22 protein-coding genes are annotated in these 22,982 nt (G+C 59.6%); 20 read left to right on the forward strand and 2 right to left on the reverse strand.

Annotated elements, in window-relative coordinates; genetic code table 11:
• The first annotated feature begins 1 nt into the window (after position 1).
• The 4 genes from ileS to ispH are packed head-to-tail and all read left to right on the forward strand — an operon-like array spanning position 2 to position 4,708.
• Complete coding sequence (gene ileS, locus GU3_RS04930) at positions 2–2,827, forward strand: isoleucine--tRNA ligase (RefSeq protein ID WP_014291444.1); 2,826 nt, start codon at positions 2–4, stop codon at positions 2,825–2,827.
• On the forward strand, positions 2,827–3,315 hold the full coding sequence (gene lspA, locus GU3_RS04935) for a signal peptidase II (protein ID WP_014291445.1): 489 nt from the start codon (positions 2,827–2,829) through the stop codon (positions 3,313–3,315). Before ileS ends, lspA begins: the two co-directional genes overlap by 1 nt.
• Positions 3,312–3,761 (forward strand): FKBP-type peptidyl-prolyl cis-trans isomerase, encoded by a 450-nt coding sequence (fkpB, locus tag GU3_RS04940; protein WP_014291446.1) that lies wholly within the window; start codon positions 3,312–3,314, stop codon positions 3,759–3,761. Before lspA ends, fkpB begins: the two co-directional genes overlap by 4 nt.
• Positions 3,762–3,763: 2 nt before the next feature.
• Entirely contained in the window at positions 3,764–4,708 is a 945-nt protein-coding gene (gene ispH / locus GU3_RS04945) for a 4-hydroxy-3-methylbut-2-enyl diphosphate reductase (protein WP_014291447.1), read from the forward strand.
• 113 nt (positions 4,709–4,821) lie between these two features.
• On the opposite strand, the gene GU3_RS04950 is transcribed toward ispH, so the two are convergent.
• Positions 4,822–5,208 (reverse strand): type IV pilin protein, encoded by a 387-nt coding sequence (locus GU3_RS04950; RefSeq protein WP_014291448.1) that lies wholly within the window; start codon positions 5,206–5,208, stop codon positions 4,822–4,824.
• Between the two features lie 92 nt (positions 5,209–5,300).
• Between GU3_RS04950 and GU3_RS04955 the strand changes: the two genes are divergently transcribed.
• The 14 genes from GU3_RS04955 to GU3_RS05020 all read left to right on the forward strand — a co-directional run bounded on the left by GU3_RS04955 (position 5,301) and on the right by GU3_RS05020 (position 18,766).
• Entirely contained in the window at positions 5,301–5,792 is a 492-nt protein-coding gene (locus tag GU3_RS04955; RefSeq protein WP_014291449.1) for a GspH/FimT family pseudopilin, read from the forward strand.
• Complete coding sequence (locus tag GU3_RS04960; protein WP_014291450.1) at positions 5,780–6,451, forward strand: prepilin-type N-terminal cleavage/methylation domain-containing protein; 672 nt, start codon at positions 5,780–5,782, stop codon at positions 6,449–6,451. Before GU3_RS04955 ends, GU3_RS04960 begins: the two co-directional genes overlap by 13 nt.
• Entirely contained in the window at positions 6,441–7,577 is a 1,137-nt protein-coding gene (locus GU3_RS04965) for a pilus assembly PilX N-terminal domain-containing protein (protein WP_041542952.1), read from the forward strand. Before GU3_RS04960 ends, GU3_RS04965 begins: the two co-directional genes overlap by 11 nt.
• 11 nt (positions 7,578–7,588) lie before the next feature.
• Positions 7,589–9,628, forward strand: coding sequence for a type II secretion system protein (locus GU3_RS04970; RefSeq protein WP_014291452.1), 2,040 nt, complete (start codon positions 7,589–7,591; stop codon positions 9,626–9,628).
• 74 nt (positions 9,629–9,702) lie between these two features.
• Positions 9,703–11,325 carry an NAD+ synthase gene (locus GU3_RS04975; RefSeq protein ID WP_014291453.1) on the forward strand — a complete coding sequence of 541 codons (1,623 nt, stop codon included), beginning with the start codon at positions 9,703–9,705 and terminating at the stop codon, positions 11,323–11,325.
• A gap of 10 nt (positions 11,326–11,335) precedes the next feature.
• Positions 11,336–11,674 (forward strand): nitrogen regulatory protein P-II, encoded by a 339-nt coding sequence (glnB, locus tag GU3_RS04980; protein ID WP_014291454.1) that lies wholly within the window; start codon positions 11,336–11,338, stop codon positions 11,672–11,674.
• 133 nt (positions 11,675–11,807) lie between these two features.
• Entirely contained in the window at positions 11,808–12,317 is a 510-nt protein-coding gene (gene luxS / locus GU3_RS04985) for an S-ribosylhomocysteine lyase (RefSeq protein WP_014291455.1), read from the forward strand.
• A gap of 111 nt (positions 12,318–12,428) precedes the next feature.
• A complete protein-coding gene (gene rnr / locus GU3_RS04990) occupies positions 12,429–14,765 on the forward strand; it encodes a ribonuclease R (protein ID WP_014291456.1) in 2,337 nt (778 codons plus the stop codon).
• 95 nt (positions 14,766–14,860) lie between these two features.
• Positions 14,861–15,598, forward strand: coding sequence for a 23S rRNA (guanosine(2251)-2'-O)-methyltransferase RlmB (gene rlmB / locus GU3_RS04995; protein WP_014291457.1), 738 nt, complete (start codon positions 14,861–14,863; stop codon positions 15,596–15,598).
• Between the two features lie 126 nt (positions 15,599–15,724).
• Positions 15,725–16,588, forward strand: a complete 864-nt coding sequence (locus GU3_RS05000; protein WP_014291458.1) for a DMT family transporter — start codon at positions 15,725–15,727, stop codon at positions 16,586–16,588.
• 227 nt (positions 16,589–16,815) lie between these two features.
• Positions 16,816–17,187 (forward strand): 30S ribosomal protein S6, encoded by a 372-nt coding sequence (gene rpsF / locus GU3_RS05005; protein WP_014291459.1) that lies wholly within the window; start codon positions 16,816–16,818, stop codon positions 17,185–17,187.
• A gap of 27 nt (positions 17,188–17,214) precedes the next feature.
• On the forward strand, positions 17,215–17,442 hold the full coding sequence (gene rpsR / locus GU3_RS05010; protein ID WP_014291460.1) for a 30S ribosomal protein S18: 228 nt from the start codon (positions 17,215–17,217) through the stop codon (positions 17,440–17,442).
• A gap of 40 nt (positions 17,443–17,482) precedes the next feature.
• Positions 17,483–17,932 (forward strand): 50S ribosomal protein L9, encoded by a 450-nt coding sequence (gene rplI / locus GU3_RS05015; RefSeq protein ID WP_014291461.1) that lies wholly within the window; start codon positions 17,483–17,485, stop codon positions 17,930–17,932.
• A 96-nt stretch (positions 17,933–18,028) separates the two neighbouring features.
• A complete protein-coding gene (locus GU3_RS05020) occupies positions 18,029–18,766 on the forward strand; it encodes a ferredoxin--NADP reductase (RefSeq protein WP_014291462.1) in 738 nt (245 codons plus the stop codon).
• Positions 18,767–18,841: 75 nt separating this feature from the next.
• Here GU3_RS05020 and GU3_RS17265 read toward each other — a convergent pair whose 3' ends face one another.
• Positions 18,842–19,009 (reverse strand): hypothetical protein, encoded by a 168-nt coding sequence (locus GU3_RS17265; RefSeq protein ID WP_014291463.1) that lies wholly within the window; start codon positions 19,007–19,009, stop codon positions 18,842–18,844.
• A gap of 163 nt (positions 19,010–19,172) precedes the next feature.
• On the opposite strand from GU3_RS17265, the gene GU3_RS05025 reads away from it, so the two are divergent.
• Positions 19,173–20,105 (forward strand): NADP-dependent oxidoreductase, encoded by a 933-nt coding sequence (locus tag GU3_RS05025; RefSeq protein WP_014291464.1) that lies wholly within the window; start codon positions 19,173–19,175, stop codon positions 20,103–20,105.
• A 30-nt stretch (positions 20,106–20,135) separates the two neighbouring features.
• A complete protein-coding gene (locus tag GU3_RS05030) occupies positions 20,136–22,940 on the forward strand; it encodes a pitrilysin family protein (RefSeq protein ID WP_014291465.1) in 2,805 nt (934 codons plus the stop codon).
• The last annotated feature ends 42 nt before the right edge of the window (positions 22,941–22,982 follow it).

Genomic DNA, 22,982 nt, shown 5'->3' on the forward strand with positions numbered 1-22,982 from the left:
CATGAGCGACTATAAACACACCCTGAATTTGCCCGAAACGGAGTTTCCCATGCGTGGCAACCTGGCTCAGCGCGAGCCCGGCATGCTGCAGCGCTGGTTTGATGAAGATCTCTACGGTGCCGTGCGTCGTGCCAAGGCCGGCAAGAAGCCGTTTATTCTTCACGACGGCCCTCCCTACGCCAACGGCAGCATTCACATCGGTCACTCGGTCAACAAGATCCTGAAAGACATTATCGTCAAGTCCAAGGGCCTGCTGGGGTACGACTCCCCCTACATTCCGGGCTGGGACTGCCACGGCCTGCCCATTGAACTCAAGGTGGAAGGCAAGGTCGGCAAGCCCGGCGTCAAGGTGTCTGCCGCCGAGTTCCGCGAAGCCTGCCGCGCCTATGCCAAGGAGCAGATTGAAGCCCAGAAAGCCGACTTCATTCGTCTGGGCGTGCTCGGGGACTGGGACAACCCCTACCTGACCATGAACTTCGATACCGAGGCCAACATCATTCGCGCCCTCGGTAAAATCATCGACAAGGGCCACCTGCACAAGGGCTCCAAGCCGGTGCACTGGTGTACCGACTGCGGCTCGGCGCTGGCCGAGGCCGAGGTGGAATACGAAGACAAGCGCTCGCCGGCCATCGATGTGCGCTTTCGGGCCGCCGACGAGGCCGCCGTGGTCGCCAGCTTTGACTGTGCCGAGGGTCACAGCGGCCAGGGCCCGGTGTCCGTGGTGATCTGGACCACCACCCCCTGGACCCTGCCGGCCAACCGGGCGGTAGCGTTGCACGCCGAGCTCAACTACGCCCTGGTGCAGGTGGAAGGCGACCATCCCGAGCGGCTGATTGTGGCCGCCGATCTGGTCAAGGACGTGATGGACCGCGCCGGCATCAGTCACTACCACAACCTGGGTTACTGCCAGGGCGCCGCCCTTGAGCTGAAGCGCTTTCACCATCCCTTCTACGACTTTGACGTGCCGGCCATTCTGGGTGATCACGTGACCACCGACTCCGGCACCGGCGCCGTACACACCGCTCCCGGCCACGGCCAGGAAGACTTCGCGGTGGGTCAGCACTACGGCCTGGAAGTGGCCAACCCGGTGGGCAGCAACGGCGTCTACCTGCCGGACACCGAGCTGTTTGCCGGCCAGCACGTATTCAAGGCCAACGATGCCGTGGTGGAAGTACTCAAGGAGCGCGGCGCCCTGCTGCATCATGAGGCCTACACCCACTCTTACCCGCACTGCTGGCGCCACAAGACGCCGATCATCTTTCGGGCCACCCCCCAGTGGTTCATCAGCATGGATCAGGCTGGTCTGCGCGGCCAGGCGCTGTCCGAAATCAAGAAGGTGCAGTGGGTGCCCGAGTGGGGGCAGAACCGTATTGAGTCCATGGTGGAGAACCGCCCGGACTGGTGTATCTCCCGCCAGCGTACCTGGGGTGTGCCCATTGCCCTGTTTGTGCACAAAGACACCCAGGAGCTGCACCCCCGCGCCACCGAGCTGATGGAAGCCGTGGCCCAGCGGGTGGAAAAAGCCGGCATTCAGGCCTGGTGGGATCTGGACCCCGCCGAGCTGCTGGGCGAGGAAGCCGACCAGTATGAAAAGGTGCTCGACACCCTGGACGTGTGGTTCGACTCCGGCTCCACTCACGCCTCCGTGGTGGACGTGCGCCCCGAGTTTCAGGGCCACCCTGCCGACATGTATCTGGAAGGCTCGGATCAGCACCGGGGCTGGTTTATGTCGTCGCTGATGATCTCCACCGCCATGAAGGGCCATGCGCCCTACCGCCAGGTGCTGACCCACGGCTTTACCGTGGACGGCCAGGGCCGCAAGATGTCCAAGTCCATCGGCAACGTGGTCAGCCCCCAGGAAGTGATGAACAAGCTGGGCGCCGACATTCTGCGTCTGTGGGTGGCGAGCACCGACTATTCCGGCGAAATGACCGTCTCCGACGAGATCCTCAAGCGCAGCGCCGATGCCTACCGCCGCATTCGCAATACCGCCCGTTTCCTGCTGGCCAACCTGAGCGGCTTTAACCCGCAAACCGACATGGTGGCGCCGGAAGACATGGTGGTGATCGACCGCTGGGCGGTGGGCCGTGCCCAGGCCATTCAACAGGAGATCACCCAGGCTTATGACGAGTACAACTTCCACTCGGTGACCCAGAAGCTGATGCAGTTCTGCTCCATCGAGATGGGCTCTTTCTACCTGGATGTGATCAAGGACCGCCAGTACACCGCCAAGGCCGACAGCCAGGCGCGCCGCTCCTGCCAGACCGCGCTGTATCACATTGTGGAAGCCCTGGTACGCTGGATGGCGCCGATCATGAGCTTTACCGCCGATGAGATCTGGGCTCTGCTGCCCGGCGAGCGTGAGCGCTTTGTGTTTACCGAGGAGTTTTACGACGGCCTGTTCGGCCTGGCCGAGGGTGAACCGCTGAGCGATGCCTACTGGGCCGAGCTGCTCAAGGTGCGTCAGGCGGTGAACAAGGCACTGGAAAGCGCCCGCAGCAACAAGGTCATTGGCGGCGCCCTGGAGGCCGACATCACCCTGTATGCCAACGACGACCTGGCTGCCAAGCTGGCGCAGCTGGGTGACGAGCTGCGTTTCGTGATGCTGACCTCAAAGGTCACATTGGCTCCTCTGGCCGACGCCACTGACGCCGCCGATACCGAGCTGGCCGGTCTCAAGGTGAGCGTGGCCAAGAGCGAGGCCGAGAAGTGCGGCCGCTGCTGGCACCATGTGGACGACGTGGGCGCCCATGAAGGCCACGACGGCATTTGTGGCCGCTGCGTGTCCAACGTGGCCGGAGACGGCGAAGTTCGCCGGTTTGCCTGATGGGCGCTGTGCTCAATACCGGCCTGCGCTGGTGGTGGCTGGCGCTGGTGGCCATTGTGCTGGATCAGCTGAGCAAATGGCTGACCGTGACTTACCTGGATTACGGTTACCCGGGGGTGGAAATTGCCCCCTTCTTTAACCTGGTGCATGTCTACAATCCGGGGGCGGCGTTCAGTTTTCTGGCGGATCAGGGCGGCTGGCAGCGCTGGTTTTTTGCCGGCCTGGCCTGTGCCGTGACCGTGCTGCTCAGTGTCTGGATGTACAAGGCACCCAGAAGCGCCCGCTGGCTGCCGGCAGCCTATGCGCTGATCATCGGTGGCGCCATCGGCAACGTGATTGACCGGTTGCTGCTGGGTCACGTGGTCGACTTTCTCGACTTCTACGTGGGCAACTGGCACTGGCCAGCGTTCAACCTGGCCGACAGCTTTATTTTTGTTGGCGCCGCCATGATCATTATCGACAGCTTTAAAAAGGACAGTCCCCAATGAGCAACATCATCGGCCCTCACAGCACAGTGCTGTTTCACTTCACCATCAAGCTGGAAGACGGCTCGGTGGCCGACAGCACTCAGGTGCACGGCAAGCCCGCCAAACTGCAGATGGGGGACGGCAGCCTGACCGAGAACTTCGAGTCCTGCCTGCTGGGCCTGGCAAGTGGCGCGAAAAAGGTGTTTGAGCTGACCCCGGACGATGCCTTTGGCCCGATTAACCCGGACAATATTCATCATATGGAGCGCAGCCGCTTTGGGGCCGAACTGGAGCTGGAAGAGGGGGCGATCCTGTCCTTTACCCAGCCCAACGGCGCCGAGATCCCCGGCATTATTCGCGGTGTGGCCGGCGATTCGGTCACCGTGGACTTCAACCATCCTCTGGCCGGCCACAATGTCACCTTTGAGGTGGAGATCCTGGCCGTCGATGACGAAAACGGAGCCTGATCATGGAAATCCTGCTCGCCAATCCCCGCGGTTTTTGTGCCGGGGTGGACAGGGCCATCAGCATAGTGCAGAGCGCCCTGGAAAAATTCGGGGCACCCATTTATGTACGCCACGAAGTGGTGCACAACCGCTATGTGGTTAACAAGCTGAAGGACGCGGGGGCCGTGTTCGTGGATGAGCTGGATCAGGTGCCCGATGATAACATCGTGATCTTTTCCGCTCATGGCGTGTCCAAGGCGGTGCGGGAAGAGGCCAAGAACCGGGGGCTCAAGGTATTTGACGCCACCTGCCCGCTGGTGACCAAGGTGCACATGGAAGTGCACCGGGCCAGCCGCAAGGGCATCGAGACCATTCTGATCGGCCATGCCGGCCATCCGGAAGTGGAAGGCACCATGGGCCAGTATGAAAGCACCGAAGGCGGCATGTATCTGGTGGAAAATCCGGCGGATGTGGCGGCCCTTGAGGTCAAGCAGCCCGACAATCTCACCTTCGTGACCCAGACCACATTGAGTGTGGATGAAACTTCCGATGTGATTGACGCCCTGCGCGCGCGTTTCCCGACCATTGAAGGGCCGCGCAAGGACGACATCTGCTACGCCACCCAGAACCGGCAGGATGCGGTGCGGGAACTGGCCGCCAAGGTGGATCTGATGCTGGTGGTGGGCTCGCGCAACTCCTCCAACTCCAACCGGCTGCGGGAGCTGGCCGAGAAAATCGGTACCGAGGCGCACCTCATCGACTGTGTGGAGATGATCGAGCCGGTCTGGCTGGAAGGGGCGGCTCGAATCGGCGTAACCGCCGGTGCCTCGGCTCCGGAGGTACTGGTGCAGGAAGTGATTTCCCACCTGCAAGCCCTAGGGGGCAGCACAGTGGTGGAGCATCCGGGGCGGGAGGAAAACATCGTGTTCGAGGTGCCCGCCGAGCTCAAGGTCAAACAGGTATCCTGACCCAACCGCCGCTTTTTCTGTCGATGGCAGTTAATGTTCGGCGAAAAAACAGAAGACAGGCTTGTCATTGAACTGCAAACCGCCCGAAAGGGCGGTTTTTTATTGCCGGTAGATTATTGCCAGCAGCTTGCCGGTGCCTTGCTGCCGCCTCGGGTAAGGGTTAGCGGACTGCAGGCAGTGGCCCCTTCCTTGTCGTTCAGCTGGCCGCCCTTGGCGGTGGCGGACAGGGTGTAATCGCTGCCGGAAACTGAAGCGCTGAAGTCATAGCTGTCGGTGCTGAGAGGGCTGATTAAATCCGCCGCCGAGCTGGTATAGGCAGGGTGGGAGATGCGCCAGTCTTCCTGGGCCAGCTGCATTTTGTACAGGGTTTGTATGGCCTTGATGCGTTTGCTTTTTTGCAGGTAAGCGGAATAGGAGGGGTAGGCGACCGTAGCCAGAATCGCCACTATGGCGATCACTATCATCAGCTCTATCAGGGTGAAACCGGTACTCTTTTGCATCCAGAACATCCTTGTCTAAACGCCGAATATGAACCATATCTTAGCCACTGCAATGGCCTTTGTCGCCGCATCTGTCTTCAGGGAGGAAGCCAATGAAAAAGCGTCAGGCCGGGCTGACTCTGATTGAACTGCTGATTGGCCTGGTGGTGATGACGGTGCTGACCAGCCTGGCGGTGCCCGGCTTTCAGAGTCTGCGCGAGCAATACACGGTGCGCAGCGCCGGCATGGCGGTATATGCGGATCTGCAACTGGCCCGCAGCGAGGCCATCAAGCGCAACCGGGAAGTGACGGTGTGTTTTACCAACTCTGGCACTGCAGACTGGAGTTATGCACTGCACGATTCGGCGGATTGCTCCGGGGATATTATCGAAACGGTCAGTAGCCAGAGCTACCCGTCCATGATGCTGACTGCTTCCTATTCCCCCGGTCGGCTGACCTTTGGCCCAAGGCGAAGCAGTCTCTCCAGTGGTAATGTACAGCTTTCTAACGGCCACCATATGATGAAGCTTGTTACTTCCAATACCGGCCGTATCAGAACCTGCTCTGTTGATGGCCTGATAGGGGTGCCTTCATGCTCTTCGTGATTAAGCGTCAGCGGGGCATGAGCCTGGTAGAAATGCTGGTGTCGCTGGTGGCTGGTTTACTGGTGGTGGCCGGAGCTCTGTCATTATTTTCTTCGGTGATCGTGTCCGGTAATACCACCTTGATGCTGTCGCGACTCAATCAGGATGTGCAGGCGGTCACCGATATCGTGGTGCGGGATATTCAGCGGGCGGGTTATCACCCCAGTGCCGCTCAGGGCATGAATGGCGATGCCTCTTCGGCATCCGTTGCGGAAGCAATGGTGTTTTCTACTACCGATGACTTATATGCCTCCAATGGCAGCACTCCGGACTGCATTCGTATCAAATACTGGGACGATGGAGAGGTGGTGAAGGCTTACCGTTATGACGCCGCTGACAAAGAACTGCAGTGCCGAAGTACGAGCAGCGGAGGAAAGTGTGATGCTTCCAATGATAAAACCACCAACATCTCTACCTTATGCAATAACAACAGTTATTGGCTCAGGTTTATGGCCGAAGATGAAATCTCGGTCGATGACTTACGCTTTGAGCTGGTGTCGGGCAGCAGCGCTACCGGCATGCGCAGCATACGGCTCGGCCTGAGTGCCTCCCATATTCACCGGCCGGCGTTATCGGTAAGCCTGCAGCGGGAGATAAAACTGAGAAATGATGGCTACTAACAAAGGCAGTGGATTTGCCACCCTGACCATTACTCTGGTGCTGGTCTCCATGCTGGTGGCGGTGTCGGTATTTATCGGCAAGGTGCTGATTGCCGACAAACGCATCACCCTCAACGAAATCGAGTACCGGGTGGCCCTGGCGGCGGCGGAAAAGGGCATTGCCGAGGCCATGGCGTTGCTGAAGGCCGATCCGGCGGCGTCCAGCGCGTCGGGTACGCTGACGACCTCTGCCGCCACCGCCAGTTATGTGGTCACCATGACTCAGGGGGTGCCCATTTCCAGCGCCTGGCAGCTGGAGTCGGTGGCCACTTTGCCAAACGGTGGCGGCACCACGGTCAGCGTGCAGGTGGTAGATCGCGGTATACTGAATCCCGCCAATGCTGGGCCAGCAGCGCCCCTGGTGGTTGGCGGAACCAGCACGGGGATCAGCGGTAACATGACGGTCGTGGCCAACCCCAATGGCGGTGGCCCGGGCGTCCCGGTATCGGTCTGGTCTGGCGATAATATTTCAGGCGGTGGTAGCATGCAGACCTGTCATCTGGAAGATTACAACGGCTCTGATTGTGCGAATACGCTCAGCACCAAAAGTGGTGGTACTGTCATCTTTGACTCGGATGTGGTGGATAATGATCCGGATTTCCCAAGCGATCTGCTCGGTCATGTATTTGGCTACGGTGCCGATGAATGGGACAAGCTGGAAGCCATGGCTACCGCTATTGTATCGAGCTGTAGTGATATCGGTTCGTCCGGTTTTTATATTGTGGATGGGGCAGGGGAGTGTGATATTGACCAAATTGTCAGCTCAGTCCAAAACCCGGTGATCGCCTTGGTCAAGGATGCCAATATTAAGGCTAATGGCGGCAATCAATTTTATGGCTTGCTGTTTTCCTATGATTCAGATCCGGCCTCTGCCCCTGATTACACCTTAAAGTTGAATGGTAATGCCAAGATATTTGGTGCCATTAGTACCAATCATGGCGGTGATAATCTTAACGGTACCTTTGATGCCGTATACGACCAGCAGGTTATCTGCAACCTGGGACATTGCAATGGTCACACTGGCGGAAGTGCTGTCAGTCCTTTTGTCAGGCTGATGATCGTCCCTGGCAGCTGGAAAGACTGGTAATAGGAGGCGAAATGACGCGGCAATACGGATTTGGCCTGATTGAGGTTATGCTCGCCTTTATTATTGTGGCGGCCACCGCCGGTACCCTGCTGCAGCTAAACAAGACCTACCTGGAATACAGCCGGGACGGCCGTAGCCGAGAGGTGGCCATGCGCCTGGCGGAGTCCAAACTGGACGAACTGCGCCGCTTTCAGAGCCGTACCGGCTTTGATGCGATTGTCAGCGGCAGTGACAGCGTCAGCCTGGATAATATCGACTATGGCCGTAGCTGGACGGTGACACCTTATGCCTGGAACAGCGCCAGTTCGGCCTGGGCCACGCCGCCTCCCGCCAATGTTGAAATCGGCAAGAAGGAAGTGGCCGTCACCGTAACCTGGACTGACGCTGGTGAGGCTCAGAGTTTCTCCCTCGACTCGGTCATCTCTCCCAACACGCCCGCCAGCGGTGGTCCCTTTGGCACCAGTGGGAAAAATAATATTCACCCCGGAAAGGGCGGGCCCAAGGTGCTCCATGATCCCGGAGCAGCGCCTAATGTGATGTCCATTGAGTTGGCGCCGGATCTAAACATGGAAACCAGTCGCCCTCTGCCGGAAGTCAGTAAAAAAGGTGAAAGCACGCGAGTGGAATTCAGCACGATAAGCTACGACAGCAGCAATATCACTCAGCAACGTCGGGACCAGGTCACGGTCTCCTGTTTATGCACCTTACAAAGCGTTGCCGAGGGCAGACTGCCGGCGCAATGGGAACTGAACGAACCAATGGGCGATTACAAGGCCGGCACGTTGGCAGAAAAAAGCACCGGTATATCCGCAGATAAAGACCAGGATGTGCTCTGTTCAAAGTGCTGTGCCAACCATTTTGACGGGCCTGAAAATGAATTCAGTCAATGGTATGACGTGGCCAAGTTAAAAAATCATGGCCATTATACCCATGGCACTGCATTGGCTTCCATCGGTGGCAGCTATCTGGAAGCCTGTCGTATGATCCGCATTAATGGTCATTTTGAAACGGCCAGTGACTGGAATCTGGTTGCCTTTAATATTTTTGATGCCAGTTTGCTACTAAATGGTGATGTGGCAAACGCCTATCGGAATTATGTTGAGCAGGTTGCGGTTGAATATATTCGCTCTCAAGTCAAGAAAGGCAGTGACTACGATGTGAGTGCTTATTATCAACCTCCTTCTTTTGCCAGCCATCTGAATGCCAAAGGTACTTCCCCCGGCACAACCAATGTCACCATGGATGTGGGTTTGAAACAACTGATGGCAAGGGGGGTCTATGTTGACATCATTTCTGATGATGATCGGGATTACCTGCTGAAGGAAGTAATGGATAACAATGCCGACGCCATATTGACTGAGGAGCAAGTTGACCGCCTGTTGACGCTGGTTCCCATTAATGAAGTTAATTTAACTCTGTTGGCCAAGTGGGAAAGGAGTAGCGGCGATACCTCACTTACCGTGACCAATGAGCCAATCGAAACCATTACCGATGCTAATGCGGGTTATTACGGCGTTTACAGTCGAGGGCTGGCCGAAGCGAAGGCGCCGGGGGGGAACGGCAGGATCAGTGCCAGCATTAAACGCAGCAATAGTGGCATGACCTCTGCTGATGCCATCTCGCCGGTAGAAACTGAAACCTGGTTTATAAAAAGTAACTATCTGGATATTACGGTGAACAGCAGCACCAAGGCCTCGATAACCGGCGAGATGCACTGTGTTCGCTATATCGCACCAGTAAACGCGAATGGCTCATGGAAGGAAGAAGCCTGTAGCCTGGATGGCGTGATAGTGAAAATAGGTACTTACACCTGTGGGCAGCTCAACAAGACGCAGGGAAACAAGAGTACCATCTACTACGACTGTAAGGTGGAGCCCGGCATCACGGCAACATTGTCGTCAACGGTACCGGAGGACTATGAAATTTATTTTCCAAGCGGCGGTAACTGGTCGGTGGATGTGTCGGCAGGCGCCACTAGCCTGGATGGTGGCTGCCTGATCGTGACCCAGGGCAGACCTGTCGATAAAACGCCAACCTGTAAAAAGCCCTGAGTCACCGGGGACCTGACAAGCCCTCCGTCTTTCATTACTATGGCGATTATTGCCTTTTGACCTACAGACAGACCATGCCTTCACACCTTACCCTGGCGCTGGCCCAGCTCAACCCGACCGTCGGCGCCATTGAAGCCAATACCCAACTGATGCTGGCCGCCGCCACTGATGCCACTGAGCAAGGCGCCGAGCTGGTGCTGTTTCCCGAGCTGGCGGTCACCGGCTACCCGCCCGAAGATTTGCTGTATCGCGACGATCTGCATCGGCGGGTTGCCAGCGCCCTGAATGAACTGGCCGCCGCCAGCCAGAACATCGCCCTGGTGGTGGGTCACCCCTGGCGTGACGAAGACGGCAAGCTGTACAATGGCGCGTCCTTCTTTTACCAGGGCGAACTAAAGGGCCGCTATTTCAAGCAGCTACTGCCCAACTACGGCGTGTTTGACGAAAAGCGCTACTTCACCGCCGGCACCGAACCCTGTGTGATTGAATTCAAAGGACACCGTTTGGGGCTGCTTGTCTGCGAAGACGTGTGGGAGCCGGCGCCCATGGCTGGCCTGAAAGCCGCTGGTGCCGATCTGGTGCTGAGCCTCAACGCCTCGCCTTACCACAGAGGCAAGGCCTGGATCCGTAAGGATCTGCTGGCCCAGCGCAGCCGGGATAACGACCTGCCGCTGGTGTACCTCAACCTGGTCGGTGGTCAGGACGAGCTGGTGTTCGATGGTCGCTCCAAGGTATTTAACGCCGAGGGCGAACTCACTCAGAGCCTGTCCGCCTTTGCCGACGAGCTGGCATTGGTGCACTTTGAACAGGGCGCGCCCGTGCCGGGTACCATTCAGCCCGTGCTGGAGCCTCTGGCCGAGGTGTATCAGGCATTGGTGCTAGCCACCCGGGATTACGTTAACAAAAACGGCTTTAACGGCGCCGTGCTGGGGCTCTCCGGCGGTATCGACTCGGCCCTGACCCTGGCCATTGCGGTGGATGCCCTGGGCAAGGATAAAGTGCAGGCGGTGATGATGCCGTTTCGTTATACCGCCTCCATCAGCGTGGAAGATGCCAGAGAGGAAGCCGAACGGTTGGGGGTGGAGTTCGATATCGTCTCCATCGAGCCCATGTTCGACGCCTTTATGGGCCAGCTGGCGCCCCTGTTTGCCGGCACCGAGCGGGACACCACCGAGGAAAACTTGCAGGCCCGCTCCCGGGGCGTGCTGCTGATGGCCATCTCCAACAAGCGTCGCCGGCTGGTGCTGACCACCGGCAACAAGAGTGAAGTGGCGGTGGGCTACTGCACCCTGTACGGCGACATGGTGGGCGGCTTTGCGCCCATCAAGGATGTGCCCAAAACCCTGGTGTTTGAGCTGTCCCGCTATCGTAATACCCTTGGCTATGTGATCCCCCAGCGGGTCATTGACCGGCCGCCCTCGGCGGAGCTGGCACCGGATCAGCTCGACCAGGACAGCCTGCCGCCCTATGATGTGCTCGACGCCATTCTTGAAGGCTATGTGGAGCAGGACAAATCCCTGGAGGATCTGCTGGCTGCCGGTTTTGATGAAGCCGATGTGCGCCGGGTGATCAAACTGGTGGACATCAACGAATACAAGCGCCGTCAGAGCGCTGTGGGGCCGCGGATCACGGCGCGCAACTTCGGCAAGGACAGGCGTTACCCCATTACCTCGGGATTTGGCAAAACAAACTGGTAAGGAGCCACCGATGAAAAAAATTGAAGCCATCATCAAGCCCTTCAAGCTGGACGACGTGCGCGAGGCTCTGGCTGAGCGTGGTATCACCGGCATGACGGTATCGGAAGTAAAAGGATTCGGTCGTCAGAAGGGCCACACCGAGCTCTATCGCGGCGCCGAATACATGGTGGATTTCCTGCCCAAGGTGAAACTGGAGCTGGTGGTGCAGGACGAGCTGGTGGAAGCCTGCATCGAAGCCATTGAAACCACGGCCCGCACCGGCAAAATCGGCGACGGCAAGATTTTTGTGCTCGACGTGGGCCAGGTGATCCGCATTCGTACCGGCGAACAGAACGAAGAAGCTGTGTAAACTGCCGGGATTAGGGAGCAGGGAATAGTGACTGGGGACCAAGTCCCTAATCCCTAATCCCCAGTCCCTGGTTTTAACCGCCCGGTTTTTTTGCCACAATGATTGATTGAACTTGAATTAAGGAAGTATTCCCATGCCACTGCTGGACAGTTTCACCGTAGATCATACCCGCATGGAAGCCCCGGCGGTGCGGGTTGCCAAAACCATGGCTACCCCCCACAACGACACCATTACCGTGTTTGACCTGCGGTTTTGCCTGCCCAACCAGGAGATCCTGTCCGAAAAGGGCATTCATACCCTGGAGCACCTGTTTGCGGGCTTTATGCGCAACCACCTCAATGGTAACGGCGTCGAGATCATCGACATTTCGCCCATGGGCTGTCGTACCGGTTTTTACATGAGCCTGGTGGGCGCCCCCGACGAGCAGCGGGTGGCCGCGGCCTGGAAGGCGGCGATGGAAGACGTACTCAAGGTGGAAAACCAGTCCCAGATCCCCGAACTCAACGAATACCAGTGCGGCACTTACGTGATGCACTCCCTGGAGGAAGCCCAGGCCATTGCCCGCAACATTCTGGAGCGGGGCATCGGTATCAACAGCAACCAGAGCCTGGCGCTGCCGGAAGAAATGCTGAAAACCCTGTAATGCCCGGCGGCTTCCCTCATTATCAACACGCTCAGCCTGAGCGTGTTGTCACTTGTTATTCTTACACTGTTGGTATAGATAATTTATCACAGTGCTCAAACGGACCCTTATATGTCACAACAGCAAGATCCTTTCCAACAGCGGGAAGCCGAAAAATACGACAACCCCATTCCCAGCCGGGAATTCATTCTTGAGCACCTCAAGCAACGCGGCACCCCGGCCAACCGGGACGAACTTTTTGCCGAGCTGGATCTGGCCGGCGAGGAGCAGGAAGAAGCCCTGCGCCGCCGGCTGCGCGCCATGGAGCGCGACGGCCAGCTGGTGTTTACCCGCAACAAATGTTATGCCCTGCCCGACAAGCTGAACCTGATCAAGGGCCAGGTGATCGGCCACCGGGACGGCTTTGGCTTCGTGCGCCCGGAAGACGGCGGCGACGACCTTTTTCTTGCCCAGCGCGAGATGGATGCGGTCATGCACGGCGACTACGTGCTGGTACAACCCCTGCGCTTTGACGCCCGCGGCCGGCGTGAAGCCCGCCTGGTACGGGTACTGGAATCCCGTAATCTGGACGTGGTGGGCCGCTATTTTGTGGAAAACGGTGTCAGCTACGTGGTTCCGGATGATACTCGCATTGCCCAGGACATTCTGATCCCCCAGGGGGAAACCATGGGCGCGCGCATGGGCCAGGTGGTAGTGATCACCATCACCCAGCGGCCCACCAAGCGCATGACCGGCATCGGCAAGGTCATCGAGGTGCTGGGGGAAACCATGGATCCGGGCATGGAGATTCAGATTGCCCTGCGCAGCCATGATATTCCCCACGTCTGGCCGGAAGAGGTCAAGCAGCAGGTTGCCAAGCTCTCCGAGCAAGTGCCGGAAGAAGCCAAGCAGGGCCGCAAGGATCTGCGGGAGCTGCCGCTGGTCACCATCGACGGGGAAGACGCTCGTGACTTTGACGACGCCGTGTTCTGTCAGCCCAAGCGTTCCGGCGGCTGGCGGCTGTGGGTGGCCATTGCCGATGTGTCTTATTATGTGCGTCCGAACTCGGCGCTGGATGCCGAAGCCTATCAGCGCGGCAACTCGGTGTATTTCCCCGAGCAGGTGATCCCCATGCTGCCCGAGGTGCTGTCCAACGGCCTGTGTTCGCTCAACCCGCAGGTAGACCGCTTGTGCATGGTGGCGGAAATGACCATCTCTGCCACCGGCAAGCTGTCCGGCTTCAAGTTCTACGAGGCGGTAATGAACTCCCATGCCCGTCTCACCTACACCAAGGTGGCGGCCATACTGGAAGGGGACGAGGTGCTGCGTGAACGCTATGCGCCGCTGGTGCCGCACCTGGAAGAGCTCAATCAGTTGTACCAGGCCATGAAAGAGGCCCGGCATCAGCGCGGTGCGGTGGAGTTCGAAACCGAGGAAACCCGGTTCGTGTTCAATCCCCAGCGCAAGATCGAGCGCATTGTGCCGCTGGTGCGCAACGACGCCCACAAGATCATCGAAGAATGCATGATAATGGCCAACGTGGCCGCTGCCCGCTTTATTGAAAAGCAGGAAGCCCACGCCCTGTTCCGGGTGCACGACAAACCGGGTGAAGAGAAACTCACCGGTTTTCGCAGCTTCCTCGGCGAGCTCGGGCTGGAACTGAAAGGCGGGCTGGAGCCAGAGCCGGCGGACTATGCCCTGCTCGCCGAGCAGATCAAGGACAGGCCCGATGCGGAACTGATCCAGACCATGTTGCTGCGCTCCATGAAGCAGGCGGTCTACCAGGCCGACAACATGGGTCACTTCGGCCTGGCGCTGAAGTCCTACGCTCACTTCACCTCGCCCATTCGCCGCTACCCGGATCTGGTGCTGCACCGCGCCATCAAGGCCCAGCTGGCCAAAATGCACGGCGGCGAGCGCAGCACCACCGGCGGCGTGCCCTACCAGTATGATCAGGTTGCCCCCATGGGCGAGCATTGCTCGATGACCGAGCGCCGGGCCGACGATGCCACCCGCGATGTGGCCGACTGGCTCAAGTGCGAATACATGCTTGATCATGTGGGCAGCGAGTTTGGCGGCACCATTGCCAACGTCACCGGCTTTGGTTTCTTTGTGCGCCTCGACGAGTTCCACATCGACGGCCTGGTACACATCTCCAACCTGCAGAACGACTACTACCAGTTCGATCCGGCCCGCCAGCAGCTGATTGGCGAGAACTTCCGCCGCCGCTATCGCCTGGGCGACAAGGTCAAGGTCAAGGTGATGGCGGTGAACCTGGACGAGCGCAAGATCGACTTCGAGCTGGCGGAAGACGCCCCCAAAGGCGACTTCGACGGCGGCAAGGGGGCCAAAAACCTGAAATCGCGCAAACGTGCCAAGCCCACCGGCGGCAAGGGCGGCGACAAGGGTGAAAAAGGCGAGAAGAGCGACAAGCCCCGTTCCCGTAACCGCAGCCGCAAGCGCCGCTGATTAAAACCCGGGACTGGGGACTAGGGAGCAGGGACTGGTGAAAGCACCTAATCCCTAATCCCTAATCCCTAGTCCCTAATCCCCCGAGAAATCAAATGAGTAGTGAACTGATCTTCGGCATTCACGCCCTGAACGCCGCCCTGGAAAGTCACCCCGAAAACATTCTGGAAGTCTGGCTGCTCAAGGGCCGGGACGACGCCCGGCTGCAGCAACTGCAGGACCGGCTGCAGCAGGTGGGCGTGCGCGCTCAACTGGCCGGCCGCCAGACCCTGGATGGCAAAGCCGGTGGCGCCCAGCACCAGGGCGTGGTGGCCCGGGTGAAGGCGTTGCCGGCACTGAACGAGGCGGATCTGGACGCCTTGCTGGGACGCACCGAGACGCCGCTGCTGCTGGTGCTGGATGGCGTCACCGACCCGCACAACCTGGGCGCCTGTCTGCGCACCGCCGATGCCGCCGGGGTGCACGGGGTGATTGTGCCCAGAGACAAGTCTGCCAGCCTGACGCCGGTGGCACGCAAGGTGGCCTGTGGCGCCGCCGAGGTGGTGCCACTGTTTCAGGTGACCAACCTGTCGCGCACCCTGCGGTCTTTGCAGGACAAGGGCATCTGGGTGGTGGGCACCGCCGGTGAAGCGGATCACGGCATCTACCAGGCCAGCTTCACCGGGCCGCTGGCGCTGGTGATGGGGGCCGAGGGCAAGGGCATGCGTCGCCTGACCCGGGAGCACTGCGACGAGCTGGTGAGCATTCCCATGGCGGGCTCGGTGTCCAGCCTGAACGTGTCGGTGGCCACCGGTGTTTGCCTGTTTGAAATGGTGCGCCAGCGCGGCCAGTGATTGTGATGGGGGAAGGGGTGAGGAGCATATAAGCCTAACTGAAAGACTGCTGATTTCCTTGCCTCACACCTTACCCCTCACTCCTCACAAGAAATATGACGGGGCTAATCGGGTGGTGGAGTTGACATGCAACAGTTAGTGGGGCGCATGAAGGCCGACAGCCAGTTGCTGGCGATCTTTCTGTTGGTGCTCGGCAACCTGATGATCTCGTTTGGGGACGTGCTGGTGAAGCTGATGGGGCAGAGCCAGATAAGCCCTTACCAGTACGTGTTTCTGCGCTTTACCCTGACCTCCCTGTTGCTGTTGCCGTTCTGGTGGCGGCTGGCGCCGGAACGCCGGGGCTGGGGCCAGTGGAAAATCCATTTTCTGCGGGGCCATCTGCTGCTGCTGGGCTCCGCCTGCGTGTTTATCAGCCTGATTTACCTGCCGCTGGCCACCGCCAATGCGGTGTTTTATGCCGCGCCCCTGCTGACGTTGCCGTTGGCGGCGCTTATCAGCCGGGAGTCGGTGCGCCCGGCCACCTACGGCGTGAGCCTGCTCGGCTTTGGCGGCATTCTGGTGGTGCTCAACCCGGCCGAGTGGCACTGGGCCGGCTGGGTGGCGCTGCTCACCGCGCTGTCGATGGCGGCCACCAATGTGCTGGTGCGCCGGCTGCCCAAGGGGCGCTCTGTGCTCGCCACCCTGTTCATGACCCAGGCGCTGGCCATTCCCGTCAGTCTGGCGCTGGCACTGCCCGGCTGGCAGCCTATTCCTGGTGAAGTATGGTGGCTGCTGGCGGGGGCTACCCTAGTGGGGGTTATTTATCAGGGCATCTGCATCATGGCCTACGCCATGGCCGATGCCAGCAAGATTGCCGCCAGCGAATACTCGGGGCTGATTTTCGTCACCCTGATGGGTATGGTGCTGTTTGCTGAGTACCCCGACTGGAACGTGTATCTGGGGGCACTGGTGGTGATCGCCGCCATCGGACTGCAGCGGCGGTTGCGCTGACCATATCGGGGAATAGGGACTTGGGATTAGGGATTAGTAAAACACGCCCAGTCCCCAGTCCCCAGTCCCCAGTCCCCAGTCCCCAGTCCCCGTATTTAATACCTTGCCGGCCGGCTGGTTATCCCTTAAACTACGCCGCCTTGAAATCAGTCAGTAAACCCCAAGTTCCTTGCCTCCGCTGGTGTGACTGAGCCCGCGCCGAGGCTATAACCCGTAAGGAGCAATCCATGCGTCATTACGAAATCGTATTCATGGTTCACCCCGACCAGAGTGAACAGGTTCCCGGCATGATCGAGCGCTACACCGGCGCCATCACCACCGCCGGTGGTCAAATCCACCGTCTGGAAGACTGGGGCCGTCGTCAGCTGGCTTACCCGATCAACAAGCTGCACAAGGCCCACTACGTTCTGATGAACGTGGAAGCCGATCAGGCCGTGATCGACGAGCTGGAAACCAACTTCCGCTACAACGACGCCGTGCTGCGCAACATGATCATGCGCACCAAGCAGGCCGTTACCGAGCCTTCCGAAATGGCCAAGGCCAAGGAAGAGCGCCAGCCGCGCCGCGACGATGCTCGCGCTGAAGCCGCTGCCGAGTAATTCACGTTTTAGTAGAGGAAGAGAATCATGGCACGTTATTTCCGTCGTCGTAAGTTCTGCCGTTTCACCGCTGACGGTGTTACCGAGATCGATTACAAAGACATCGCTACCCTGAAAAACTACATCACCGAGTCCGGTAAAATCGTACCGAGCCGCATCACCGGCACCCGCGCTAAATATCAGCGCCAGCTGGCCCGTGCGATCAAACGCGCTCGTTACCTGGCCCTGCTGCCTTACACCGATCTGCACAAGTAAGCAGCGGCCTAACTCGTACCTGTAAAGAGGAAAGGTAAGAATGCAAGTTATTCTGCTTGATAAAATCGCCAAGCTGGGCGGTCTGGGTGACCAGGTTACCGTCAAGTCCGGTTACGCTCGTAACTACCTGCTGCCCCAGGGCAAAGCCGTACTGGCCACCAAAGACAACGTAGCGGCGTTTGAAGCCCGCCGCGCCGAGCTGGAAGCCAAACTGGCCGAGCAGCTGGCCGCTGCCCAGGCTCGCGCCGACCAGCTGTCTGCACTGGAAGCCGTGGTTATCGAGTCCAAGTCCGGTGACGAAGGCAAACTGTTCGGCTCCATCGGTGCCCGCGACGTGGCCGACGCCATCACCGCTGCCGGTGTTGAAGTGGCCAAGAGCGAAGTTCGCCTGTACGACGGCGTACTGCGCAACGTAGGCGAGTACGAAGTGGGTGTGCAGCTGCACGCCGACGTGAAGGCCACCGTTAAGCTGCAGGTAGTTGCTGCCTAAGTTTGACCGTTGCCTGAAAAAAACCCGCGCTTGTCGCGGGTTTTTTATTGTCCGCGTTCCGGCTAAAGTGGAAGAAACACTTTGGAAGGGGGCGCTATGGCAGACTGGATCACCGGGCGGGTCAAGGCCCGTAAAACCTGGTCCGATAATCTGTTTTCTCTGGTGGTGGACGCCGAGGTGGCGCCGTTCAAGGCCGGCCAGTTCACCAAGCTGGCCCTGCACACCGACGACAAAAAAGTGGCCCGGGCCTATTCCTACGTCAATGCCCCGGGCCAGGATCCCGAGTTTTACCTGATCACCATTCCCGAAGGCCAGCTCACGCCCTGGCTGGCCGACCTGAAAATAGGCGACGAGCTGCTGGTGCAGCGCACCGCCGCCGGCTTTCTGACCCTGGATGAAGTGCCCCCGGGGCGGGATCTGTGGCTGATGGCCACCGGCACCGGCGTTGGGCCCTTTGTTTCCATGCTGGCAGAAGGCCGTTGCTGGGAACAGTTCGAGAACATTGTGCTGGTGCACGGGGTGCGCTTTGCCGACGAGCTGGGCTATCGCCGCCAGATTGCCGCGCTCACCGAAGGGCGTGCCTGCTTTCAGTATCTTCCTTTTGTCTCCCGTGAAGACACCGAGGGCGCTCAGACCGGGCGCATTACCCACGCCATTGCCGATGGCAGCCTGGAGCAGAAAACCGGCCTCGCCTTTACCCCCGAGCACAGCCGGGTGATGCTTTGCGGCAACCCGCAAATGGTGCACGACACCCTGGCCGAGCTGAAGGCCAAGGGCCTGCACAAGCACCTGCGCCGCAAACCCGGTCAGATTTTAATGGAGAACTACTGGTAAACATCGTGAGGGGTGAGCAGTAAGGTGGGAGGGGATAAAAAGCTCCTCACTCCTGACACCTTGCCCCTCACAAGATTAACGGGTGAGCACCATCATCAGGCTGAGAAAGCCCGCCAATCCCCAGCCCAGACCGATGATCCAGTAAAAGCCCTTGGCGCCCTGTTTAACGGGAATGCGGTTGTACTGCAGAAATAAAAACCAGAGCAGGGCGAGGAGCAGCGGCAGCAGAAACAGTCGGGTCATGGCAATCCTTCCTCGGGGTGGGCGGTCCTGATTAAGAGGTTGTCGTCTATGCTTCATTGCACTGTAGCAAGAGCCAGGCAGCACGCCAACCGGCCTTTCAGGCAGGATGACAGCCGTGTTATGGTGCTGCTCACTTGAGCCTCACATGGAATAGGAGCCGAACATGAAACAACTGGTTATCAGCGCTTTTGGCGGTCCTGAACAACTGCAACTGGTCGATGCCGATCATCCGCCGCTGGCCTCCAACCAGCTCAGGCTGAAAGTACACTATGCCGGGGTCAATCCGATAGACGCCAAAACTCGGGCCGGTCTCGGCTGGGGCGCCGACGCCGTCAAGGACAAACTGCCCTGGTCGCCGGGCTTTGAAGTCATGGGCGAGGTGCTGGAAGTTGGCTCCGAGGTATGCCGTTTCATGCCCGGCGATCGGGCCTTTGGTCTGGTCAGTGGCGGGGGTTACAGCGAAGAGCTGGTGGTGAACTGTGACGACATGATGCCGCTGCCCGACGAGGTGCCGGACGACATGGCTGGTGGTCTGGCCCTGGCCGGTACTACCGCCTGGCAGGGGCTGACCACGCACGGTGGCCTGCAGCCGGGCGAGCGGGTGCTGATTTCCGCTGCCGCCGGCGGGGTGGGGCACCTGGCGGTGCAACTGGCCAAGAAGGTGGGCGCGACCGTGGTGGCGCTGGCATCTCCCGCCAATCACGACTTTGTCAAATCCCTGGGGGCCGATGAGGTGGTGGATTATCACGATGAGGCCGCGGTGCACGCCATCGCGCCGGTAGATCTGCTGCTGGATCTGGTGGGAGGAACTTCCGGCCAGTCACTTTTGTCTCAGGTGAAACAAACTGGCCGGGTGGTCACCGTCCCCACCATTACCGCCAAAGAAGTGATCGCCGCCGCCGAGCAACGGGGCATTCGCGCCACCGGCATGCTCAAGGTCAATGACCATGAGCACCTCGACCTGCTGGCCAGGGCCGTGGCCGAAGGTCGGTTGCGGGTGGAGATAAGCCGAGTGTTTGACCTGGCCGACGGCGCCGACGCTCATCGTCAGATTGAAGCCGGCCATACTCGCGGCAAGCTGTTGCTGCGGGGCTGACCGGCATTGTTGGGTAGATAAGGAAACTTCATGAAGTATTGGTCTTTGTTGCTGTTGTTGTGCCCCCTGGCCACCCAGGCGGCGCCGACCCTGGTAGAGACGGTTGAGCGCGGCCAGGACGAGCTGGTGATCCCCTATGCCAAATACCGGCTCGACAATGGCCTGACGGTGCTGCTCAACCCCGACCGCTCCGATCCCCTGGTACACGTGGAAGTGACCTACCATGTGGGATCAGCCCGTGAAGAGCCGGATCAGACCGGTTTTGCCCACTTTTTTGAGCACATGATGTTCCAGGGCTCAAAACACGTGGGGGATCAGGAGCACTTTCGGCTGATCAACGAAGCCGGCGGCACCATGAACGGCACCACCAACCAGGACAGGACCAACTACTTTCAGACCGTGCCCGCCAACCACCTGGAAAAGGTGCTCTGGCTGGAAGCCGACCGCATGGGTTTTTTGCTGGAGGCGGTGAGCCAGCGCAAGTTCGAAATTCAGCGTGACACGGTGAAGAACGAACGGGCCCAGCGCATCGACAACCAGCCCTACGGCCTGGTGGGCGAGCGCATGGACGAACTGCTCTATCCCCGGGACCATCCCTACAGCTGGCCGACCATCGGCTACGTGGAAGATCTGGACAGGGTGGATGTCAACGATCTCAAGGCCTTCTTTTTGCGCTGGTACGGCCCCAACAACGCCACCCTGGTGATCTCCGGAGATTTCGACACCGAACAAACCCTGGCGTGGGTGGAAAAGTACTTTGCCCCCATTCCCGCCGGCCCCGAGGTGAAGCGGGCGGAGCCCGCGCCGGCCAGGCTGGAGCGCAACCGCCACCAGACCCTGGAAGACCCCCGCATTCGCATGCCCATGCTGTATGTGTCTTATCCCACCGTGTGGCTGGGTCAGCAGGATGAAGCCGCTCTGGATGTGCTTGCCAATGTGCTGGGCGGCGGCAAGAGCTCGCTGCTTTACCAGGAGCTGGTGGAAACCGGCAAGGCGGTGTCTACCGGAGCCGGCCACTATTGCTCCGAGCTGGCCTGTACCTTGAGTATCTGGGCCTATGCCAATCCGTCCAAAAACGGCAGCCTGGCTCCGCTCAAGGAGGAGGTGGAGCGCATTATCAACGGGGTGGTGGAGCGCGGCATTCAGCCTGACGATGTCACCAAGGCGGTAACCGAGCTGCGCGCCGATCTCATTCTTGGGCTCGACAGCGCTCAGGGAAAGGCCCGGCAACTGTCCCTGGGGCAGGTACTGAAAGGGGATCCGCTTTATGCCATCAATGCCTGGCGACAGCTGTCCGACACCTCACCCGACGAGGTGACGGCGGCGTACCAGCGTTACCTTAAAAATCAGCCCCATGCGGTGCTGAGTGTGGTGCCGGCAGGCAAAACCGAGTGGCAGGCGGCCGAGCCCGATTATGTGACGCCAGAGCGAGAACTGCCCGAGTGGCAGCATATCGACGAGTTGCCCCTGCGCACCGTGCAGGATGACGTTGACCGAAGCCAAATGCCCGAAGCCGGTGAGCCGGTGGCCATTTCGGTGCCGCCCCTGTGGCAGGAAACCCTGGAGGGCAACATTCGGCTGCTGGGCACGGTCAACAGCGAAATTCCGGCGGTGTCGGTGATTTTTGCCCTGCCCGGCGGCCAGCGCGCCGAGGCCGAAGGGGAAGCCGGCCTGGCCGCGCTCACCGCCGCTATGATGAACCAGGGTACCGAGCGGCTCAGCAACGGTGATTTCAGCGAGGCACTGGAAAGATTGGGGGCCAGCATTACCGTACGCAACGGCTTTTATACCAACTTGATTGAGGTCACCAGCCTCACCGAGACCCTGCCCGAGACCCTGGCGCTGGTGGAAGAGCTGCTGTTCCATCCCGGCCTGCGTCAAGCGGATCTGGACAAGGTCAAGTCGCGGCTGCTGGAGTCCATGGCCCAGAGTCGTAACCAGCCGTCCTGGCTGGCCCGTCAGGGCTTTAACCGGCTGATGTACGGCGACAGCCGCCTGGGGCTGCCCGACGACGGCCTGCCCGAACACGTCAAGGCGTTTACCCTTGAGCAGGTGAAGGACTTTTACCGGCGTTACTACAATCCCAAAAACGGTCACGTGATCATCGCCGGCGATGTAACGCCGGAGCAGGCCCGGCAGGACTTTGCCTTTCTCACTCAGTGGCAGGGCAAGGCCGCCGAGTTGCCTTCGGTGAGCGTGCCCGAGCCGGCGGCGGAGCCGGGCATTTATGTCATTGATATGCCCGGTGCGGTGCAGTCGGTGCTGCGGGTCGGTCGCCGGGCGTTGCCGGTGGACGCCACCGGGCCCTATTTTTACGGTCAGCTGATGAACTACAACTTGGGCGGCAACTTCAACAGCCGCATCAACCAGAACCTGCGGGAAGACAAGGGCTATACCTATGGCGCCTATTCCTACTTCAGCGGCAACCGGGAGGCGGGGGTGTTCGTGGTGTCGGCAGACGTGCGCGGCGACGCCACCGCCGGTGCCATTGGCGAAGTGCTGGAAGAAATGCAGGGTTTTGCCAACCAGGGGCCCACCGAGGCGGAGCTGGCTTACCTCAAGAGCAGCTATTCCCAGCAGGATGCGCTGAGCTATGAGACCCTCGGCAAAAAAGCCGGCTTTCTGCTCAACCTGGCCATGCTGGAACTGTCCCCCGATTACCTGTCACAACAACAGCAAATCGTGGCCGAGGTGGATACCGCCACCCTCACCGAGCAGGCCGAAAAATGGCTCGACCCCACAAAAATGGTCATTGTCGTGGCCGGCGACAAGGCAAAACTTGAAAAATCGCTGGCGCAACTCAATCTTCCCATGCACGATTTGACCATTGACTGACGAGGCCCGGCCTCCCGCGGCGCCCCTGGGGCGCCGCGCTAC

The organism is Oceanimonas sp. GK1 (assembly GCF_000243075.1).
Lineage (GTDB): Bacteria > Pseudomonadota > Gammaproteobacteria > Enterobacterales > Aeromonadaceae > Oceanimonas.

What these genes read in the sequence shown, in the direction of transcription:
- ileS (WP_014291444.1), top strand. Translation starts at nt 2, where the DNA reads ATGAGCGACTATAAACACACCCTGAATTTGCCCGAAACGGAGTTTCCC.
- lspA (WP_014291445.1), top strand. Translation starts at nt 2,827, where the DNA reads ATGGGCGCTGTGCTCAATACCGGCCTGCGCTGGTGGTGGCTGGCGCTG.
- fkpB (WP_014291446.1), top strand. Translation starts at nt 3,312, where the DNA reads ATGAGCAACATCATCGGCCCTCACAGCACAGTGCTGTTTCACTTCACC.
- ispH (WP_014291447.1), top strand. Translation starts at nt 3,764, where the DNA reads ATGGAAATCCTGCTCGCCAATCCCCGCGGTTTTTGTGCCGGGGTGGAC.
- GU3_RS04950 (WP_014291448.1), bottom strand. Translation starts at nt 5,208, where the DNA reads ATGCAAAAGAGTACCGGTTTCACCCTGATAGAGCTGATGATAGTGATC.
- GU3_RS04955 (WP_014291449.1), top strand. Translation starts at nt 5,301, where the DNA reads ATGAAAAAGCGTCAGGCCGGGCTGACTCTGATTGAACTGCTGATTGGC.
- GU3_RS04960 (WP_014291450.1), top strand. Translation starts at nt 5,780, where the DNA reads ATGCTCTTCGTGATTAAGCGTCAGCGGGGCATGAGCCTGGTAGAAATG.
- GU3_RS04965 (WP_041542952.1), top strand. Translation starts at nt 6,441, where the DNA reads ATGGCTACTAACAAAGGCAGTGGATTTGCCACCCTGACCATTACTCTG.
- GU3_RS04970 (WP_014291452.1), top strand. Translation starts at nt 7,589, where the DNA reads ATGACGCGGCAATACGGATTTGGCCTGATTGAGGTTATGCTCGCCTTT.
- GU3_RS04975 (WP_014291453.1), top strand. Translation starts at nt 9,703, where the DNA reads ATGCCTTCACACCTTACCCTGGCGCTGGCCCAGCTCAACCCGACCGTC.
- glnB (WP_014291454.1), top strand. Translation starts at nt 11,336, where the DNA reads ATGAAAAAAATTGAAGCCATCATCAAGCCCTTCAAGCTGGACGACGTG.
- luxS (WP_014291455.1), top strand. Translation starts at nt 11,808, where the DNA reads ATGCCACTGCTGGACAGTTTCACCGTAGATCATACCCGCATGGAAGCC.
- rnr (WP_014291456.1), top strand. Translation starts at nt 12,429, where the DNA reads ATGTCACAACAGCAAGATCCTTTCCAACAGCGGGAAGCCGAAAAATAC.
- rlmB (WP_014291457.1), top strand. Translation starts at nt 14,861, where the DNA reads ATGAGTAGTGAACTGATCTTCGGCATTCACGCCCTGAACGCCGCCCTG.
- GU3_RS05000 (WP_014291458.1), top strand. Translation starts at nt 15,725, where the DNA reads ATGCAACAGTTAGTGGGGCGCATGAAGGCCGACAGCCAGTTGCTGGCG.
- rpsF (WP_014291459.1), top strand. Translation starts at nt 16,816, where the DNA reads ATGCGTCATTACGAAATCGTATTCATGGTTCACCCCGACCAGAGTGAA.
- rpsR (WP_014291460.1), top strand. Translation starts at nt 17,215, where the DNA reads ATGGCACGTTATTTCCGTCGTCGTAAGTTCTGCCGTTTCACCGCTGAC.
- rplI (WP_014291461.1), top strand. Translation starts at nt 17,483, where the DNA reads ATGCAAGTTATTCTGCTTGATAAAATCGCCAAGCTGGGCGGTCTGGGT.
- GU3_RS05020 (WP_014291462.1), top strand. Translation starts at nt 18,029, where the DNA reads ATGGCAGACTGGATCACCGGGCGGGTCAAGGCCCGTAAAACCTGGTCC.
- GU3_RS17265 (WP_014291463.1), bottom strand. Translation starts at nt 19,009, where the DNA reads ATGACCCGACTGTTTCTGCTGCCGCTGCTCCTCGCCCTGCTCTGGTTT.
- GU3_RS05025 (WP_014291464.1), top strand. Translation starts at nt 19,173, where the DNA reads ATGAAACAACTGGTTATCAGCGCTTTTGGCGGTCCTGAACAACTGCAA.
- GU3_RS05030 (WP_014291465.1), top strand. Translation starts at nt 20,136, where the DNA reads ATGAAGTATTGGTCTTTGTTGCTGTTGTTGTGCCCCCTGGCCACCCAG.